Origin of the sequence: Brooklawnia cerclae, assembly GCF_011758645.1 — a bacterium.
Lineage (GTDB): Bacteria > Actinomycetota > Actinomycetes > Propionibacteriales > Propionibacteriaceae > Brooklawnia > Brooklawnia cerclae.
In genome coordinates this window covers 2,036,739-2,054,834 of the sequence record NZ_JAAMOZ010000001.1, presented here as the reverse complement: position 1 = coordinate 2,054,834, position 18,096 = coordinate 2,036,739, and the positions used below count along the sequence as shown (strand labels likewise).

Here is an 18,096-nt window from a genome sequence, read left to right as displayed (position 1 = left end):
TTCGGACTCGTCGGAGCCGCCGTGGCCGAGAACGATCCCGACCGGGTCAATGATCGTCCGACAGTCGCTGCTCGACGTCGGCGAGGTTGTCGCGCAGTTCGTCGGCTGTGTCGGTCAACTGAGTGACCAGGGAGGTGACTTGGGCGAACAGGACGCCCACCCGCTCCGTGGCCTGCCGCAACTGTTCCACGAGGCAGGTGACCTGCCTGACGTTGTTCGCCGTCCACGTCGACAACGACGCCCCGCCGGTGAGTCCCGACAGTGTCTTGGCGATCTGCAGGGACCTCTCGGCGTAGTCGATGCTGTCGCGCACGAGGTCGGCCAGCAGCCGGTCGTTCTCCTGGAACCCCTGCCCCGCAGTCGACAGCAGATGGCTTCCCTGGGTGCCCAGTTCCGCGAGTTCTCCTGCCCGGGAGCCGAGCGTCGTGACCGTGTCGTCGAAGGCTCGCCGGGCCGCGCCGTCCCAGTCGGAGACCCGAGCGCCCATGCCGTCCATCTGACGGGCCAGTTCTTCCATGCGACGGGCGATCGTCGCCTGCTGCTCCGCGGCGGATCGCAGTGCCTCCGGATCGGACGACAGCCGCATCGCGAGACCGAGGAGACGGGTGAAGGTGTCGTTCACGTCGAAGACCATGCGGACCTCAGGCGACATGTCGTCGCGCCACTGCTTCAGCGTGGCCACCAGGTCGAGTTCATCTGCTCCCATCAGGGCCCCCGAAGCCTCGTTCGCCTGTCTGCCCCACGGTGCGCGCGATCAACTCGACGGCTGCGGTCTCGGTCTGCTGGTAATCGCGTGCGGAGCCCCTCAGAGTGTCGGAGGCCTTCTGGAGGGTGCGTCCCAACTGCGCGACCGCGCCGGACAAGGCATCGAGCTGCCGTCCGCGGGCCTGGTCGAGGGCATCGGGAGGGCGATCGGCCCACGAGTCGTCCTCCGAACCCGGCGAGGAATCGGTGACCTGATCGGCCACGCAGTCCTCTGCCAGGGCCTGCAAGGCGTCCGCACCGGAGAACAACTGCTCAGGGGAGACCGAGACCTCGTATCCCATCGTCCCTCCTGTCGGCGCGGCTGCGGTAAGCCGATGGTAGCGCCGCCGCGGGCTCACGGTGGGCGAAGGCGAGGCGACTCGCCAGACGCGGCGTCGGTGGGCGGGCCGGTAGGCTGAGCGCGTGCGGTACATCTCAACGCGGGCGCTGCCCGGGGCTCCGACGGCCGGTTTCAGCGACATTCTCCTCGAAGGCCTGGCGGCCGACGGGGGTCTCTACGTGCCGGTGGAATACCCGAGGGTCGACGCGTCCCAGCTCGCCGAGTGGCGTGACGTCCTCGCAGGCGACGGCTACGCGGCTCTCGCTCACCGCGTCCTCAGCCTGTTCGTCGACGACATACCGTCCGAGGACCTGCTGCGAGCGTGCCGACGCGCGTACACGGCGGAGAAGTTCGGGTCGCCGCGGATCGTGACGGCCGACCGCATCGGTGACGGGTCGCTGTGGATCGGGCACCTGTCGAACGGGCCGACGGCAGCGTTCAAGGACATGGCCATGCAACTGCTCGGCGAATTGTTCGAGTACGAGCTCGACCGCCGGGGGCAGTCGCTCACGATCCTCGGCGCCACGAGTGGCGACACCGGAAGCTCGGCGGAATACGCTCTGCGGGGCTGCAGCCGTCTGAGCGTGTACATGTTGACGCCGGCCGGACGGATGTCCCCCTTCCAGCAGGCACAGATGTTCGGTCTGGCCGATCCCAACATCCACAACATCGCGATCGACGGGGTCTTCGACGACTGCCAGGACATCGTCAAGGCGGTCAACCGCGACGCCGGCTTCAAGGAGCGTCATCGCATCGGGGCGGTGAACTCGATCAACTGGGCGCGGATCGTCGCCCAGGTGATCTACTACGTGGCCCTGTGGCTGCGAGTGACGACCGACAACGGCCAGAGGGTCAGCTTCGCGGTGCCGAGCGGGAACTTCGGCAACATCTGTGCCGGGCACATCGCCCGGGAGATGGGGCTTCCCATCGACGCGCTCATCCTGGCGACCAACGAGAACGACGTGCTGCACGAGTTCTTCTCGACCGGCCGGTATCGTGTGCGGGCCTCCAGCGAGGTCGCCGAGACCAGCAGCCCGTCGATGGACATCAGCAAGGCCTCCAACTTCGAGAGGTTCGTCTTCGACCTCGTCGGACGCGACGGCGGGTTGGTGCGCCGTCTGTTCGGCGAAGAGATCACGCGATCCGGTGGGTTCGATCTCTCGGCGACACCGGCGTTCCAGTCGATCGCGACTCGATACGGGTTCGTGAGCGGCTCGTCCACCCACGCCGATCGCGTCGAGACCATTCGCGGGCTTCATCGCGACACCGGCGTCCTGATCGATCCCCACACCGCTGACGGTGTGCATGTGGCCCACCAGTGGATCGGTCGCGTGAGCGCACCCATCGTCGTCCTGGAGACGGCCCTGCCCATCAAGTTCGCCGAGACGATCAGCGAGGCCATCGGTGCGCCGCCGCCCACGCCACCGCGGTTCGCGGGCATCGAGGACGCACCTCGTCGCGTCGTCGACCTGCCGAACGACGCGGACGAGGTGAAGGCCTACATCGAGCAGTCCGAGGGCTGAGGGTCCCTTTCGACAAGCTCAAGGGGCGAGGGTCCCTTTCGACAAGCTCAAGGGGCGAGGGTCCCTTTCGACAAGCTCAAGGGGCGAGGGTCCCTTTCGACAGGCTCGAAGGGGCGAGGGTTTCTTTCGACAGGCTCAAGGGGCGGGAGTCGCTTTCGACAGGCTCAAAGGTGCGAGGGCGGAACGGCCCTTGAGCTTGTCGAAAGGGCGTCCGGGGCCGCGAAGTCAGCGCTGAGAAGCCGCGAGCTCCGCGTCGAGCGAGAGTCGCTCGCCTCCGGCATTCCAGTCGAGGTCGCCGGTGATGCGTCCGACAGCCCTGAGATCGTCGGTGACGAGCTTGAGCCGTTCGATCGTCTCGGCGGGCCCGTTGAAGCTCGCTCGCACGATCTCGGTCTTCATCGACACCTTCGCGGTCGACTTGACGCCGCGCACCTCTATGAGGGCGGCGGAGATGTCGTCCAGCAGCGCGACGTCCCCGCTGGTCGGGATCTCCTCGACGGTCGGCCACGTGGCGTGGTGCACCGAGCCCTCCTGCCACCAACTCCAGACCTCTTCGGTGACGAAGGGCATGAAGGGTGCGAAGAGCCGCAGCAGGATCGACAGCGCGAGTTGTAGTGCCGCGTGGGCCGAGGCCGCGGCCGCCTGCCCGCGAGCACCGTAGGCGCGTTCCTTCACGAGTTCCACGTAGTCGTCGCAGAACGTCCAGAAGAATGCCTCGGTGGCCTCCAGGGCATCGGTGTACTGATAGGCCTCGAACGCCTCCGTCGCGCGGGCGACGACGTTCTTCAGCGCCTCCAGCATCGCCAGGTCGTCTGGCTCGACGATCGCCTCGGCCCCGGCCGGGCTTCCCATGGCCAGGACGAACTTCGATGCGTTGAGCACCTTCATCGCCAGGCGGCGTCCGACCTTCATCTGGGTCTCGTCGAACGGCGAGTCCATGCCGGGACGCGCCATGGCCGCGCGCCAGCGCACCGCGTCGGCGCCGAACCGGTCGAGGATCTCGGTGGGGACGACCACGTTGCCCTTCGACTTGCTCATCTTCTTGCGGTCGGGGTCGACGACGAACCCGGAGATCGTCGCCAGCCGCCACGGTAGGCAATGCTCCTCGAGGTGACTACGGACGATGCGGCTGAACAGCCAGGTCCGGATGATGTCGTGTGCCTCGGGGGCGACGTCCATCGGGTAGGTGAGGCGCCACAGCTGCTCGTCGCGCTCCCAGCCGCAGGCGATCTGCGGGGTGAGCGACGAGGTCGCCCAGGTGTCCATGACGTCGGGGTCGCCGATGAAGCCGCCGGGCTTGCCGCGCTGGTCCTCGGTGTAGCCGGGGGCGGGTTGGGACGCCGGGTCGACGGGCAGGGACGCCTCGTCGGCGGTGATCGGGTCGGAGTGGTCGGGCTGGCCGTCGGCGTCGAGCCGGTACCAGATGGGGAACGGCACGCCGAAGAAGCGCTGGCGGCTGATCAGCCAGTCGCCGTTGAGCCCGTTCACCCAGTTGGCGTAGCGATACCGCATGTGCTCGGGCACCCAGCCGAGCTCGTCCCCGCGTGCGAGCAACTCGCCCCGGAGCTTCTCGTCGCGGCCGCCGTTGGTGATGTACCACTGGCGGGTAGAGACGATCTCGAGCGGCTTGTCGCCACGCTCGTAGAAGTTGGCCATGCGGGTAGTGGGCCGGGGCTCCCCGTCGAGATCGCCGGAGGCCCGCAGCAACTCGACGATGGCCTCGCGTGCCTGAAGTGTCGTCCTACCGGCCAACTCGGCGTACGGTGCGGCGTCGACGAGCCAGTCGGGCGCCTCGGCCTGCAGACGCCCGTTGCGCTGCAGGATCACCCGGGTCGGCAGGCGCAGCTCGCGCCACCACTGGACGTCGGTGAGGTCGCCGAACGTACAGCACATGGCGATGCCGGCGCCCTTGTCCATCTCGGCGGCCGGGTGCGCGAGCACCGGCACCTCGACGCCGAACAGGGGAGAGGTGACCGTCGTCCCGAACAGGTGCTGGTAACGCTCGTCGTCGGGGTGGGCGATCAGCGCGCAGACGCTGGGGATCAGTTCCGGGCGCGTGGTCTCGATGTAGACGGGCCCCTCGGCCGTATGGAAGGCGACGCGGTGGTAGGCGCCCGGGTACTCGCGAGCCTCGAGTTCGGCCTGGGCGACCGCCGTCTGGAACGTGACGTCCCACATCGTCGGGGCCTCGGAGAGGTACGCCTCGCCGCGCGCGAAGTTGTGCAGGAACGCCCGCTGGGCCACGGTCTGCGACTCGGGCGAGATCGTCGTGTACAGCTGCTTCCAGTCGACCGACAGGCCGATGCGCCGCCAGAGGCTCTCGAAGACCTTCTCGTCCACCTCGGTCAACTCGTGGCACAGTTCGACGAAGTTGCGCCGGCTGATCGGCACCTGCCGCTTCGGATTGGGTTTGGCCGGGGGCTGGAAATCCGGGTCGTAGGGAACCGACGGATCGCAGCGCACGCCGTAGAAGTTCTGGACGCGCCGCTCGGTGGGCAGGCCGTTGTCGTCCCAGCCCATCGGGTAGAAGACGTGCTTGCCCTGCATGCGCTGGTAACGGGCCACGATGTCGGTGTGGGTGTAACTGAAGACGTGCCCGACGTGCAGCGACCCCGACACCGTCGGCGGGGGGGTGTCGACCGAGAAGACCTGTTCCCGCGTCTCGGGGCGGACGAAGGCGTAGGTTGCCCGGTCCTCCCAGCGTGCGGCCCAGGCGTCCTCGAGGCCCTCGAGCACCGGCTTGTCCGGTACCTGCCAACCCGAGGGCTCGGAGGGCGCGGCGGACGGGATCGGTGCAGAACTCATGGGGTGCATCCTACCGAGTCCGGGCAGGGACCAGCACATCGAAGCCCGGCCGTGAGGGGTGGAACCGCCGGGTCAGGCGACGGCCTGCACCTTGGCCAGCACCTGGTCCTCGGTGTCGCTGGTGCTGAACTCGACGAGCTGACCGTTGACGACGAACGACGGGGTCGCCGTGACGATGTCGGGGCGTGAGTTCTGCATGGCGTCGACGAAGTCCGAGGTTGCGTTGCCGTCGAAGCATGCCTGGAAGTCGGTCAGGGCCTGCCCGGTCATGCCGGACTGCTCGGCGAACGTCTCGCGAAGCTGCTCATCGGTCCAGCCGTCGCCCTCCTGCTCGGGCTGATTGGCGTAGACGAGCGTGGCGTAGTCGGAGAAGCTGCCGTACTCGGCCGCACACGACCCGGCGATCGCCGCCTTCTGGGAGTACGTCGTGCCCAGTGAGGTGTCGAGCCCGTGCAGGACGTGGTATTCGATGCGAAGCTCGCCCTTCTCGGCCAGCGATTCGAGGTTCGGTTCCACGTAGGCCGACGCCTGGGCGCAACCGGGGCACTGGAAGTCCTCGTACACCTGCACGAGCGGAGTCGCATCGGAGGCGGTCCCCGTGACGAGGATCCCGTTCTGGTCGGCGTTGGCGCTCGCCGGCACGATCTGGTCGGCCTGCGACTGGAGCTCCTCCTGCCGCTTCTGGGTCTGGTGGTTCTGCCACAACACGACACAGACCGTGACGACGATGGCGACAGCGACGACGATGGCGGCGGCCGTGACGATCCGCCTCGTCCGGGCGCTCTTCGCCTCCGCGAGCTGCTGGGCGCGCAACTGTTCCCGGCGGGAAGTACCGGCCGATGCGTCGCGGTTGGTCGCGTCGGCCTGTTGACGCGGTTGGTTCTGCTTGCTCTTGCTCATCGATCAGCCCTTTGCTGTGGTGGGAGCGGAAACCTCCGGGAAATCGTCCGGTGGGTCGTCGGGAAGGTCGTCGTCGGAGCCCGAGCCGGGAAGGTCCACCGGCGCGAGTAGCCAGTTGTCGACGGCGAGGACGGCTGCCGGGCGGGCCCACAGCCACACCCCGCAGGCCATGAAGCCCAGGTCGCGCAGGATGTCGTATGTATAGCGCGTCCGATCGTCCGGCCCGAGTTCACCGCCGAGGCTGAAGCATCCGCAGTCGATGCGCAGACCCTGCGACCACGCCCACACGATCCCGGCGATGAAGACGCCCATGGCGATCGTCCCCAGCGCGGCGCTGACACGGGTGAACAGGCCGACCACGAGCAGGAGGCCGACGGTGATCTCGACGAACGGCTGGGCGTACCCGACGACGGTCTCGGCCCAGCCCGGCAGTGGCAGCTGGTAGAGCGCCACCTGTTGCACGTTGGCCTCCAGGCGCCCGACCTTGAGGCCGCCCGCGACCACCAGTCCGAGGCCGAGGACGAGGCGGGCCGCCAGACCGACCCAGTCGCGCCAGTCGCGGGAGACCCGGGCGTGCGCCACAGTCCTCGTCCACGAGATCACGCGGTCATCATAACGAACCCCGCTGTGAGCCGGGCTGGACCAGAGACGGCGCAGGTAGGCTGGCCGATTGTGACGAACACACCCAGTCCGACTGCGGCACCGGGACACGCCGAACTGGTGGCGTCCCTCATCGCGCGCTGGCCGGAGCACCATCCGCAGCCCTCCCTGGAGCGGATCGCGGCATTGTGCGATCTTCTCGGCGATCCGCAGCGCGCGTGTCCGGTGATCCAGATCACGGGGACCAACGGCAAGGGCAGTACCGCGATCATGATCGATGCGCTGCTGCGGGCGATGGGTCTGCGGACGGGTCGGTTCTCGTCCCCGCACCTGGTGGACGCCACCGAGCGCGTCTGCATCGACGGCGAGCCGATCAGCGCCGAGTACTTCGACGAACTGTGGTCGCAGATCTCGCCGATGGTCGAGATGGTGGACGCGCAGCGCCTCGGCGGGGTGCCCATGACCTTCTTCGAGGTCATCACCGGCATGGCTTACGCGGCGTTCGCGGACGCGCCCGTCGACGTGGCCGTGGTGGAGGTCGGCATGGGCGGCACCTGGGACGCGACGAGCGTCGCGGACGCGGCGGTGGCGGTGGTGTGCCCGGTCGCCCTCGATCACATGCACCTGCTCGGCAACACCGTCGCCGAGATCGCCACCGAGAAATCGGGGATCATCAAGCCCGGCGGGATCGCCGTCATGGCAGGCCAGAGCGCCGACGCGGCCCAGGTGCTGATGGAGCGCTGCACACAGGTGGGCGCACCGATGGTGCGCGAGGGCATCGACTTCGCCCTGCTCGACCGGCAGCCCGCCGTGGGCGGGCAACTGCTGCGCATCGAGACGGCCGGAGGGCCGGTCGGCGATCTGTTCCTTCCGCTGCTCGGGGCACACATGGCCCACAACGCGGTGCTCGCGGTCGCGGCGGTCGAGGCGCTTCGTGGGGGCACCGGGCTCGACCCGAAGATCATCGAGGCGGGGTTCGACAGCGTCGTCGCGCCGGCTCGGCTGGAGGTCGTCCACGACGACCCCACCGTCGTGCTCGACACGGCCCACAACCCGCACGGGGTGCGCGCCACACTGGCCGGCCTGCGGGACGGGTTCACCGCTGAGCCGCTGATCGGCGTGGTCGCGATGATGGGCGACAAGGCGGTGTCGGAGGTGCTCGAACTGCTGGCCGACGAACTGGACACCATCGTCGTCACGGGCATCCCGGACATGCCGCGGGCGATGCCGGTGGACGATCTCGCCGAACTCGCCACCGGCGTGTTCGGGGCCTCGCGGGTGCGGCAGGCTCCCACGAGTGAGGAAGCCGTCGACATCGCCATGGGGATCGCGGAACAGTCGGGGCCGGAATCGGTCGTCCTGGTGATCGGGTCGGTGTACCTGGCCGGCGAGGTGCGTGCCAGGTTGCTGCCGACCGGGACGCGCCTGCGCCCGGACGTGGTGGTCGGCGATCCCGTGGGGTATCGCGCTGACGTGGATCCTGAAGACCCGATGGAGATCTGACGGCGGGTTCGGCCCTTTCGACAGGCTCGAGGGGCGGCCGCACTCCGTCCTTTCGACGGGCTCAAGGGGCGACGCAAGGCGCTCGTTGAGCTTGTCGAAACGAGTCTCCTGGGGCCGAGATCCGATCCACGCCTACAGTTCGGCACCGGCGTGCCCTGTTGCCCGCCTGCCGGGTTGGGCAGGCTTGTAGGGTTCAGCCATGAGCGTTTCGGAGCGCACCCTGGTCCTCGTGAAGCCCGACGGCGTGGCACGCGGGCTGGTCGGCGGCATCATCGCCCGATACGAGGCGAAGGGACTGGTGATCCGGGCACTGGAGCTCCGGACCATCGGCTCCGACCTCGCCGGGCAGCACTACGCGGAGCACGTCGGCCGGGCCTACTACGCCGAACTCGAGGAGTTCATCACGTCGGGCCCCCTGGTGGCGATGGTGCTGGAGGGCGAGCGGGCGATCGAGGCGGTGCGCAGCCTGAACGGCACCACGGACTCGGCCGTGGCCGCACCCGGCACCATCCGCGGTGACCTGTCGCTCCACAAGAATCGCAACCTCGTCCATGCCTCCGACTCGCCCCAGAGCGCGGCCCGCGAGGTCGCCCTGTGGTTCCCGGGGCTGGTGTGACGATGTCGACGCCACCCATCCCTGGCGGCCAGACCCCCTACGGGCAGGCCGGGGGACAGGCGCCGTACGGGCCGCTCCCACAGCCTCCGGCTGGAGTCCCGCTGCCGATGGGGACGCCGCGGGCGGCCGCGATGCCGGGATGGGGCTATCCACCCCCGCCGAAGCCCGCGCTTCCCGTCGTCCCCACCGAGTACCCGGGGTTCTGGCGGACGCCCGCGTGGTCGGCCTGGCGGCCGATCGTCCTGGTGGTGCTGGCGGTGATCGCCTATTTCGCCGGTGGGCTCGTCTTCATGGCGGTGGCGATCATGATCGACATGATGACCGGCCGTCAGACCTGGGAGGAGGCTGTCGGCGAGATCGCCAACGACGGTGGGGTGACCCCGATGGTCTTCCTCGGCAACAACCTGTCGCTGGCGCTGCTCATCGTCATCGCGATCGCACTCACCGTCCTGCTGATCAAACAGCGCCCGGGCTGGCTGGCGAGTGTCACCGGCCGCATGCGCTGGCGCTGGATGGGAACCTGCTTCACCATCGTTCTGCCCATCTGGATGGTCTACCTCTCCCTCGACACCTGGCTCCAGTTGCAGGCCGGCCCCCTGGGGCTCGCACCCAACCGCGACACGGTGGTGCTGGCGATCGGCATCCTGGTCACGACCCCGTTGCAGTGCGCTGGTGAGGAATACGCGTTCCGAGGCCTGATCAATCGCGCTGCGGCCAGCTTCTTCACGCATCAGCGGGTGGGGCTCGTCGTCGGTGCGGTGCTGTCGTCGCTGGTGTTCATGCTGGCGCACGCCGCGGCCGATCCGTGGCTCAACGTCTTCTACTTCTCCTTCGGGCTCATCGCCTGCTACGTCACATGGCGCACCGGAGGGCTGGAGGCGAGCATCGCCATGCACGTCGTGAACAACCTCCTGAGCGAGGCGTTCATGCCGTTCATGGACATCACGGAGGTGTTCGATCGGTCCGCTGGAACGGGCAGCCCGTGGGTGCTCATCGGTATCGTCACTCCGTTGATCGCCGCGGCGGCCATCACCTGGCAGGCGCGAAAGTTGGGGATCACGCGCTCCAGTGCCCCGGCGGCCTCGCGGGTGTCCGCGCCGGCTCCGGCTTTCCCGCCCGGTCCGGGTCAGTTCGTGCAAGCGCCCGGATGGCCCGCAGGCGCGCCGCAGCCCTGGGCCCCGGCGGCCGGCGTCCACGAGCCCGGGGCCGGGCAGGTGGTGCCCCCGACGGGAACGGCAGCCGCACCCCTGGCGGACCCGGCGTCCCCATCGGCCTCCGGCTTCGCGGGTGGTCAAGCAGGTGGCGACCGACCGCCCACACCGGCCGGCGAGCACCCCGCACCGTTGTCCAACCCGAGGCCATGGGACGATCCCTTGCCTGGAGAGGGACCGTCGCCGTCCTCGTGACCGGAACATCGGTCGTGGCCGATTACCATTGTTCGGACCATGACCACAGACATGCTTGCGGCGGGATCGCCGATGCCGACGGATCATCGCGGCGCTGAGCCACCGTCCCTGTTCGACCGGCTCGAGCCGCTGCTGGCGCGTGTCACCAAACCGATCCAGTACGTGGGCGGCGAGGTGAACTCCGTGACCAAGGGGTGGTCGGATGTCGACGTCCACTGGGTGTTGGCCTACCCCGACGTCTACGAGGTGGGCCAGCCCAACCAGGGCCTCGCGATCCTGTACGAGGTGATCAACGGGCAGGACTGGGCATGTGCTGAGCGCGCCTTCTCCGTGTGGCCCGATCTCGAGCGCGAGATGCGTTCTCGCGGGGTGCCCCTGCTCACCTGGGAGTCGCATCGGCCGGTGCGGGCCTTCGACATCCTCGGGGTGAGCCTGTCCACCGAACTCGGCTACACGAACATGCTGAACGCGATCGATCTGGCCGGGATCCCGATCCACAGCGCCGATCGCGGGCCGGGCGACCCCCTGGTCGTCATCGGGGGGCACTGCGCGTCCAACCCCGAACCCGTTGCCGACTTCGTCGACGTGGTCGTGCTCGGCGACGGCGAACAGGCCGTTCTCGAACTGGGAAGCATCGTGCGCGACTGGATCGTGGCCGGACGCCCGGGTGGTCGCGACGGGGTGCTGGAAAAGCTCGCCGCCACCGGCCTGTTCTACGTGCCACGTTTCTACGACGTCACCTACGGGCCGGACGGTGCGATCGCCAAGGTCTCACCCAACCGGCCGGGAACCCCCTACCAGGTGGGCAGATGGGTGCTCACGAACCTGGACGAATGGCTGTACCCGAGGGCACCGATCGTCCCGCTGGCCGAGACCGTGCACGAGCGCTACTCGGTCGAGATTTTCCGGGGCTGTACGCGTGGCTGCCGCTTCTGCCAGGCGGGCATGATCACCCGGCCCGTGCGCGAGCGCAGCCTGCCGGCCATCGGGACCATGGTCGCCGACGGGCTGGCCGCGACCGGCCTGGAGGAGGTGGGCCTGCTGTCACTGTCGAGCGCCGACCACACCGAGATCGGGGAGATCACGCACGGGCTGGCCGAACGGTACAGGGGCACGAACGTGTCCCTGTCGCTGCCCAGTACCAGGGTCGACGCCTTCAACATCGACCTGGCCGAGGAACTCGCCCGCAACGGCAGACGCAGCGGCCTCACGTTCGCGCCCGAGGGCGGCACGGAACGCATGCGTGCGGTGATCAACAAGAACGTGAGCGAGGACGATCTCATCTCGACGGTGACGACAGCATTCGCGAACGGCTGGCGGTCGGTGAAGCTCTACTTCATGTGCGGCCTTCCGACCGAGACCGACGAGGACGTGCTCGCCATCGCCGACATGGCGCACCGGGTGATCGAGACCGGGCGGAAAGCATCGGGACGACGCGACATCGCTTGCACCATCAGCATCGGGGCCTTCGTCCCGAAGCCGCACACCCCGTTCCAGTGGGTGGGCCAGACCGATCCGGAGATCACGAACGAGCGCCTTCGCGCCCTCAAGCAGAAGGTGCGGGACGACCGGCAGTGCGGCCGCGCCATCGGCGTGCGATGGGCGGACGGGCACCCCGGCCTGATCGAGGGACTGCTCGCGCGCGGCGACCGGCGCGTCGGCCGCGTCATCGAGGCGGTGTGGCGCGACGGCGGCATCTTCGACGGCTGGAGCGAACACTTCGACTACGCACGGTGGGTGCGGATCGCCGGCGAGGAACTGGGGAAGCTCGGCGTCGATCTCGCGTGGTACACCACGCGCGAGCGGCCGGTGACCGAGGTGCTCGCCTGGGACCATCTCGACGTCGGCCTGGACCGCACATGGCTGTGGGACGACTACCAGGCCTCGCTGAGGCAGCTTTCGGTGCCGGACTGCCGATGGGACGACTGCAACGACTGCGGCGTATGCCCCGATCTCGGGGTCGACATCGAGATCGGGCCGTCGGGCCGCACGCTGCTGCCCTTGCCGACCGTCACAGCGCAGGCGGGGTCGTCCCGGCCGGGCTGAGGCGCCGGTCAGGCCTCCGCGGGCAGGCCGAGTTCGTCCTCCAGCAGGCCCGACCGGCACACGATCACGCCCGAGACCGCGAGCGGGACGAACAGCAGCAGCTGCATCAGCAGTGGAACCAGCCATGTGCCGGTGGCGTCGTGCAGTACGCCGACCAGCAGCGGCCCGGCCATGGCCAGCACGTAGCCGCCGCTCTGCGCGAAGCTCGACAGCGAGGCCATGCCCGACGGGGTGCGGGTGCGCATGCCCAGCAGGGTCATGATCATGGAGAAGCTGCCGCTGCCGAGGGCCAGGAACATCGGCCACAGCCAGGGCAGCACGGCCGGATCGTGGATGAGACCGGCGTAGCCCAGCATGCCGAGCACCGACATCGCGATGACGATGCCCCAGGGGCGGCCGAGGCGTTGCGTCCAGACCGGGACGAGGAAGGTCACGGGAAGGACGACCGCGTTGAGGACCGTCAGGAACTGGCCCGACTGGGTGGCGGTGAACCCGACCGACTGATAGATGCTCGGCAGCCAGCCGAACTGTGCATACGACTGAGCCGACTGCATGCCGAAGAACACCAGCAGCACCCAGCCCAGCTTCGTGCGGGCGACGTCGCGTAGCCGCACGACCTGCGATCCCTTCACGGCTCGTACCGGACGGTCACGGGAACCGGCCACCAGCCAGGTCACCGGCACCAGGGCGACCGCGGCCGCACCGGCCCAGACCCAGAAGGGCCCCTGCCACCCGCCCATCGAGATGGCCAGCGGCGCGGTCAGGAGCCCGGCGATCATCGTCGCGAGTGCCTGACTGGTCGTGTAGAGCGCGGTCATCACACCTACCCGACGCGGGAAGTGCCGCTTGACCAGCGGCGGCATGAGCACATTGATCAGGCCGATACCGGCCAGGGCGACCGTCGTCCCGGCCAGGAACCCCAGCGTGCTGTCGCTGAGGATGCGCAGCGCCTGCCCGCCGATGTTGAGGACCAGGGCGGCGCCGATCACCCGGTGCAGCCCGAAGCGTGAGGCCGCGGGTGGGGCGAAGAAGCCGAACAGGGCGAAGCAGAGCGTCGGCAGCGAGGTGAGGACGCCCGCGACGCTCGTGGACATGCCCAGTTCGGACTGGAGCTGCGGGAGCACCGGGCCGATGGCCACGGCCGCGATCCTGAGGTTGAAGGCGATCATGATGATCGTGAGGCCGGTGAACAGTGCGGGCTTCCCGTAGGGCATGACACCTTCTTGTGTTGTGAACGGTCGTGCCCGCGGCACCCGGCGCGGGCGCCCCAAGCATAAGTGCTCGTCGCGGGCGTCCTGCCGGGCAGCCTTCTCGTGGTCATGTGCCCGTCACCGGCCGGGTACCCTCTATGGCATGCCCCGCAGTCAGCCGCCGCAACAACCGCCGCCGGTGCAGCGACTCCGCGTCCACTACACGAAACAGGGGACAGCCCGTTTCGCGAGCCATCGAGACTTCGGACGAGCCCTCGAGCGTGCGTTGCGTCGTGCCGGAGTGCCGATGGCCTACTCGTCGGGCTTCAACCCGCACCCGCGCATCTCGTATGCCGGTGCCGCGCCGACGGGGACGGCCAGTCTCGCCGAGTATGTCGAGCTCGGCCTCGCGGCCAGGTGCGATCCCGAGCGTCTGCGGGATTCGCTCGCCGCGGCGTTGCCGGCGGGATTCGATGTCGTGGGAGTGATCGAGGCGGAGGGTCGCGCGCTGGCCGACCGCATGGAGGCCTCCGCCTGGACGATCGAACTGCCCGGCGTGGACGAGCGGTCGCTGGCTGCCGCTGCCGCCGACCTGCTCGCGGCCGATCGGGTGGAGGTGACGCGCCGGACGAAGAACGGTGATCGTGTGTTCGACGCGCGGGAGGCGATCGTCAGCCTGCGCGTGGACGGGGACACCGTGAGCGTCGTCCTGCGTCACGGTCAGCCGCTGGTGCGTCCCGACGACCTGGTGTCGGCGCTCGTTGCGTGCGCCCCCGGCCTGTCGGACGACCTCGACGCGCCGCGCAGCACTCGATTGGCGCAGGGTCCCCTGGGGGACGACGGCACCGTGGTCGACCCGTTCGCCTGATGTGACCTCGATGTGACTGGTTCGCGTCCCGCGGGCTCGTGATCGTCGTCGTGGTCCAGGCAGGCCGATCCCGTCCCGGACGAGTTCGTCGCGCATCGGACCACGTGTCAGGTGAAAGTCGCGCACAGGCGGGTGCATGACGCGCCGGACTAGGCAATCCGGCGAAAATTGTTGCGTGTGGCATAATAGCCACAGGCATCGTGCCGCCGGCACGAGCGATCGGGTAGTCCACAACCCAACCGCGACGCATGTGGCGTCTGCTTTCGACGGGGGAATCGTCGGAGGCGTGAGCGTCAGTGCGAATCAGGTGTCACCACCTCTGACACCCTGGCCGCGGGGGTGATGCGAACGCCGGTTGCGCCACCAGCTTTGAACCGCAGTTGCGGCTGCGGCGATGACCAGCACCTGACCGGTGCAGAGGAGCGCCCCATGCTCGATAACGAATCACAGACCCCAGATCAGGACGACGCCGCACCCAGTGCGGCACCCGCCCCCGAAGCCGACACCGATCTTCCCCGTCCCCCACGTGGCCGAAGGGCCGCGACCAGGCCCGCCGGGCCCCCCGTGGAGTCACCGGCCGTTCCGCTGCCGATCGAGACCCCGGTCACGGTGGAGTCCGCTGCACCGGACGTCGATGCCCGGGCGACCGGGGATGCCGACGAGGCGTCCTCGCCCGCTGTCGGGCCCGTCGCGGAGACACCGGCCCCGACGCGTCGCCGGGCCACCCGCAAGCGCACGAGTCCGTCGGCCGACGAATCACCTAGCCAGGGCGCTGCAACACCGGTGGCAGAGACTGAGCACGATGAGCCGGTCGCCGCGCCCGCCCGTCCGCCGCGCCGCCGCAGCACGCGAGCCGCCAAGACCGTGGTGGCCGAGGAACTCCCGGCAGCACCGGCCGAGCCCCTCCCGACCGATCCGGCCGGGATCGCGGACGGCGGCACCACAGTCGCCGAGACCGATGCGGTCGCCGACGAGGTCGTGACACCGGCGGCCGAGGCCACGGTCACCGAGGAACCCCAGGATGCGGGCGCGCGTCCCGCACCCGAGCAGCCGGCTCGTCCCGCACGCCGGCGTTCGGCGCGTACCGGCCGGGCGTCCCGTGTCGCGGACGACGAGCCGCGTGAGCAGTCACCCGATCTGGAAGCCGCACTCGAGGCGATCGAGGCGGCCGCCGCGGGCCGGGCTCGCACATCGCGTGGAGCCGCGACGCACCTCGTCGGCGACGAGGTGCCCACCGACGAGCACGGCGATGTCGACACCGAACAGGTGCTGGCTTCGCTCGCCGCTGCCATCGCGAGTCGAGGCGGCTCCGAGGAGACCGACGAGGCCGAGGAACCTGAGGACGAGGCGACGGACGCCGGCGAGCTGGAACCGGACGCCGACGCCTCCGCAGATCTGGACGAGGACTCCACGGACGACGCCGATGATGGCGCCGAGACCCAGTCGTCCCAGCGTCGTCGTCGCCGTCGTGGCGGCCGTCGTCGCCGTCGCGGCTCGTCCGCCGCGGCCGACGAAGGTTCGGACGCGACCGAGCAGACCACCGACGAGGGAACCGGCGCCGAGGACACCGAGACCGAGAGCACGCCGGGCGAGGACGAGCCGGACGCACAGCAGGCGGGCACGTCGACCCGCCGTCGTCGTCGCCGTCGCCGCAGGGGTGACGATGCCGGCGAGGAGGAGGGCGATGTCGCCGTCCGCGTCCGGGAGCCGCGTCATTCCGCGACCGACGAGATCGCGGGCATCGAGGGTTCCACCAGGCTCGAGGCCAAGAAACAACGTCGCCGTGAGGGGCGCGCGGCCGGCCGCCATCGTGCCCCGATCCTGACCGAGGCGGAGTTCCTCGCCCGCCGCGAATCGGTCGACCGCGTGATGGTCGTCCGCCAGCGTGACGAGTACACGCAGATCGCGGTTCTGGAGGACGAGGTGCTCGTCGAGCACTATGTCGACCGGACGAGCTCGACCTCGCTGATCGGCAACATCTACCTCGGCCGCGTACAGAACGTCCTGCCCAGCATGGAGGCCGTGTTCATCGACATCGGCCGCGGCCGCAACGCCGTGCTCTACGCCGGTGAGGTCGACTGGAACGCGTTCGACGTCAGCGCGGATTCGCGCAAGGTCGAGCAGGTCTTCAAGTCGGGTCAGAGCGTGCTCGTCCAGGTGAGCAAGGATCCGGTGGGGGCGAAGGGTGCGCGCCTGACGGCGCACGTCTCGCTGCCGGGCCGCTACGTCGTCTACTCGCCGGGTGGGCACCTGTCGGGGATCAGCCGCAAACTGCCGGACGCCGAGCGCCATCGCCTGAAGTCGATCCTCGACCAGGTGGTCTCGGAGAACTCGTCCGTGATCGTCCGCACGGCTGCGGAGGGTGCCTCCGAGGAGGACCTGATCCAGGACGTGGAGCGCCTGAAGACGCAGTGGCAGGTGATCGAGAAGAAGGCCAAGCAGGTGAGCGCGCCGCAGCAGCTCTACGCCGAGCCCGATCTGACGCTGCGCATCGTCCGCGACACCTTCACCGAGGACTTCAAGCAGCTTGTTGTCTCCGGCCATGGTGGCCCTGACGACGCCTATCAGGCCTTGTCGAGCTACGTCGAGTACGTCGCCCCGCATCTGGCGGACCGCATCCGCAAGTGGGACGACGCCGACGGCGACCTGTTCGCCAAGTACCGCATCGACGAGCAGATCAGCAAGGCGCTGGAGCGCAAGGTCTTCCTGCCCAGCGGCGGTTCCCTGGTCATCGACCGCACCGAGGCGATGACGGTCATCGACGTCAACACCGGGAAGTTCACCGGCAGCGGTGGCAATCTCGAGGAGACGGTCACCCGCAACAACCTCGAGGCGGCCGAGGAGATCGTCCGGCAGCTGAGGTTGCGCGACCTCGGCGGCATCATCGTGATCGATTTCATCGACATGGTGCTGCCGAGCAACCGTGAGTTGCTGTTGCGCCGTCTGGTCGAGTGTCTGGGACGCGACCGCACACGGCACCAGGTGAGCGAGGTCACGAGCCTGGGGCTCGTCCAGATGACTCGGAAGCGGATCGGCACCGGCCTGGCAGAGGCGTTCACGGAGACGTGCGAGCAGTGCGGGGGTCGCGGCTACATCCGCCACGACGAACCCGTCGACTCGCAGGCCCCGGCCGACGGTGGCGAGCGGCAGGGTCGCTCGAAGGGCAAGGGCCGTTCGGGACGCAACCGCAAGTCGGAGGCCGCGCCTGCTGCCAAGGACAACCAGGTGCATCCCTCGGATGCGGCGCGTGAGGCGGCGGCCAAGCTCGCCGCGGCATCGCGTCACCATTCGCCGGATCAGGACGCCGACGAGCCGCAGGACAACACGGGTGAGGACGTCGTGGCCGAGCCGGGAGCGGCCGGTGCGGACGAGGCCCGTGAGCCCAGCACGGTCTGATCAGCGGCGTTTGACCGGCCGGGGGCCTGCGACGTACCATTGACCTTCGGTGCGCCTTCGGCCGGTGGATTGACCGTCGAGGGTCTCGGAAGCGTCGAGAAGCGCGGGACGCAGGGTCGGTGGTCACAGACCGCCGGGGCGTCCAAACTAGTGAACGAG

At 69.0% G+C, this 18,096-nt stretch carries 13 protein-coding genes; 7 read left to right on the top strand and 6 right to left on the bottom strand.

Annotated features, from left to right (window positions below; genetic code table 11):
• Positions 1-46: 46 nt before the first annotated feature.
• The gene (locus FB473_RS09425) at positions 47-706 is read right to left on the bottom strand and encodes a WXG100 family type VII secretion target (RefSeq protein WP_167166762.1); all 660 of its coding nucleotides are present in this window, start codon (positions 704-706) and stop codon (positions 47-49) included.
• The gene (locus FB473_RS09420) at positions 693-1,046 is read right to left on the bottom strand and encodes a hypothetical protein (RefSeq protein WP_167166760.1); all 354 of its coding nucleotides are present in this window, start codon (positions 1,044-1,046) and stop codon (positions 693-695) included. The genes FB473_RS09425 and FB473_RS09420 overlap by 14 nt, the downstream gene beginning before the upstream one ends.
• A 121-nt stretch (positions 1,047-1,167) precedes the next feature.
• Here FB473_RS09420 and thrC point away from each other — a divergent pair, with 121 nt between their 5' ends.
• Complete coding sequence (thrC, locus tag FB473_RS09415) at positions 1,168-2,607, top strand: threonine synthase (protein ID WP_167166758.1); 1,440 nt, start codon at positions 1,168-1,170, stop codon at positions 2,605-2,607.
• Between the two features lie 225 nt (positions 2,608-2,832).
• Here thrC and valS read toward each other — a convergent pair whose 3' ends face one another.
• From valS to FB473_RS09400, 3 genes are all read right to left on the bottom strand, one after another.
• Complete coding sequence (valS, locus tag FB473_RS09410; protein ID WP_167166756.1) at positions 2,833-5,412, bottom strand: valine--tRNA ligase; 2,580 nt, start codon at positions 5,410-5,412, stop codon at positions 2,833-2,835.
• Between the two features lie 72 nt (positions 5,413-5,484).
• Positions 5,485-6,312, bottom strand: a complete 828-nt coding sequence (locus tag FB473_RS09405) for a DsbA family protein (RefSeq protein ID WP_167166754.1) — start codon at positions 6,310-6,312, stop codon at positions 5,485-5,487.
• Between the two features lie 3 nt (positions 6,313-6,315).
• Entirely contained in the window at positions 6,316-6,915 is a 600-nt protein-coding gene (locus tag FB473_RS09400) for a DoxX family protein (RefSeq protein WP_341770083.1), read from the bottom strand.
• A 69-nt stretch (positions 6,916-6,984) separates the two neighbouring features.
• On the opposite strand from FB473_RS09400, the gene FB473_RS09395 reads away from it, so the two are divergent.
• The 4 genes from FB473_RS09395 (at position 6,985) to FB473_RS09380 (ending at position 12,483) form a co-directional block, all read left to right on the top strand.
• Positions 6,985-8,415: a bifunctional folylpolyglutamate synthase/dihydrofolate synthase gene (locus FB473_RS09395; RefSeq protein ID WP_376837302.1), complete on the top strand. Its 1,431-nt coding sequence runs from the start codon at positions 6,985-6,987 to the stop codon at positions 8,413-8,415.
• Between the two features lie 199 nt (positions 8,416-8,614).
• A complete protein-coding gene (ndk, locus tag FB473_RS09390; RefSeq protein WP_167166750.1) occupies positions 8,615-9,031 on the top strand; it encodes a nucleoside-diphosphate kinase in 417 nt (138 codons plus the stop codon).
• Between the two features lie 2 nt (positions 9,032-9,033).
• The gene (locus FB473_RS09385; protein ID WP_167166748.1) at positions 9,034-10,437 is read left to right on the top strand and encodes a CPBP family intramembrane glutamic endopeptidase; all 1,404 of its coding nucleotides are present in this window, start codon (positions 9,034-9,036) and stop codon (positions 10,435-10,437) included.
• Between the two features lie 72 nt (positions 10,438-10,509).
• A complete protein-coding gene (locus FB473_RS09380) occupies positions 10,510-12,483 on the top strand; it encodes a TIGR03960 family B12-binding radical SAM protein (RefSeq protein WP_167169407.1) in 1,974 nt (657 codons plus the stop codon).
• A gap of 8 nt (positions 12,484-12,491) precedes the next feature.
• Here the strand turns inward: FB473_RS09380 and FB473_RS09375 are convergent, their stop codons facing one another.
• Complete coding sequence (locus tag FB473_RS09375; RefSeq protein ID WP_167166746.1) at positions 12,492-13,697, bottom strand: MFS transporter; 1,206 nt, start codon at positions 13,695-13,697, stop codon at positions 12,492-12,494.
• 139 nt (positions 13,698-13,836) lie between these two features.
• Between FB473_RS09375 and FB473_RS09370 the strand changes: the two genes are divergently transcribed.
• Positions 13,837-14,541, top strand: coding sequence for a TIGR03936 family radical SAM-associated protein (locus FB473_RS09370; RefSeq protein WP_167166744.1), 705 nt, complete (start codon positions 13,837-13,839; stop codon positions 14,539-14,541).
• 429 nt (positions 14,542-14,970) lie between these two features.
• Entirely contained in the window at positions 14,971-17,937 is a 2,967-nt protein-coding gene (locus FB473_RS09365; protein ID WP_167166741.1) for an Rne/Rng family ribonuclease, read from the top strand.
• The last annotated feature ends 159 nt before the right edge of the window (positions 17,938-18,096 follow it).

Excerpts from the sequence above, each read along its gene's own strand:
- FB473_RS09425 (WP_167166762.1), bottom strand. The coding sequence starts at position 706 with ATGGGAGCAGATGAACTCGACCTGGTGGCCACGCTGAAGCAGTGGCGC.
- FB473_RS09420 (WP_167166760.1), bottom strand. The coding sequence starts at position 1,046 with ATGGGATACGAGGTCTCGGTCTCCCCTGAGCAGTTGTTCTCCGGTGCG.
- valS (WP_167166756.1), bottom strand. The coding sequence starts at position 5,412 with ATGAGTTCTGCACCGATCCCGTCCGCCGCGCCCTCCGAGCCCTCGGGT.
- FB473_RS09405 (WP_167166754.1), bottom strand. The coding sequence starts at position 6,312 with ATGAGCAAGAGCAAGCAGAACCAACCGCGTCAACAGGCCGACGCGACC.
- ndk (WP_167166750.1), top strand. The coding sequence starts at position 8,615 with ATGAGCGTTTCGGAGCGCACCCTGGTCCTCGTGAAGCCCGACGGCGTG.
- FB473_RS09385 (WP_167166748.1), top strand. The coding sequence starts at position 9,034 with ATGTCGACGCCACCCATCCCTGGCGGCCAGACCCCCTACGGGCAGGCC.
- FB473_RS09380 (WP_167169407.1), top strand. The coding sequence starts at position 10,510 with ATGCCGACGGATCATCGCGGCGCTGAGCCACCGTCCCTGTTCGACCGG.
- FB473_RS09375 (WP_167166746.1), bottom strand. The coding sequence starts at position 13,697 with ATGCCCTACGGGAAGCCCGCACTGTTCACCGGCCTCACGATCATCATG.
- FB473_RS09370 (WP_167166744.1), top strand. The coding sequence starts at position 13,837 with ATGCCCCGCAGTCAGCCGCCGCAACAACCGCCGCCGGTGCAGCGACTC.
- FB473_RS09365 (WP_167166741.1), top strand. The coding sequence starts at position 14,971 with ATGCTCGATAACGAATCACAGACCCCAGATCAGGACGACGCCGCACCC.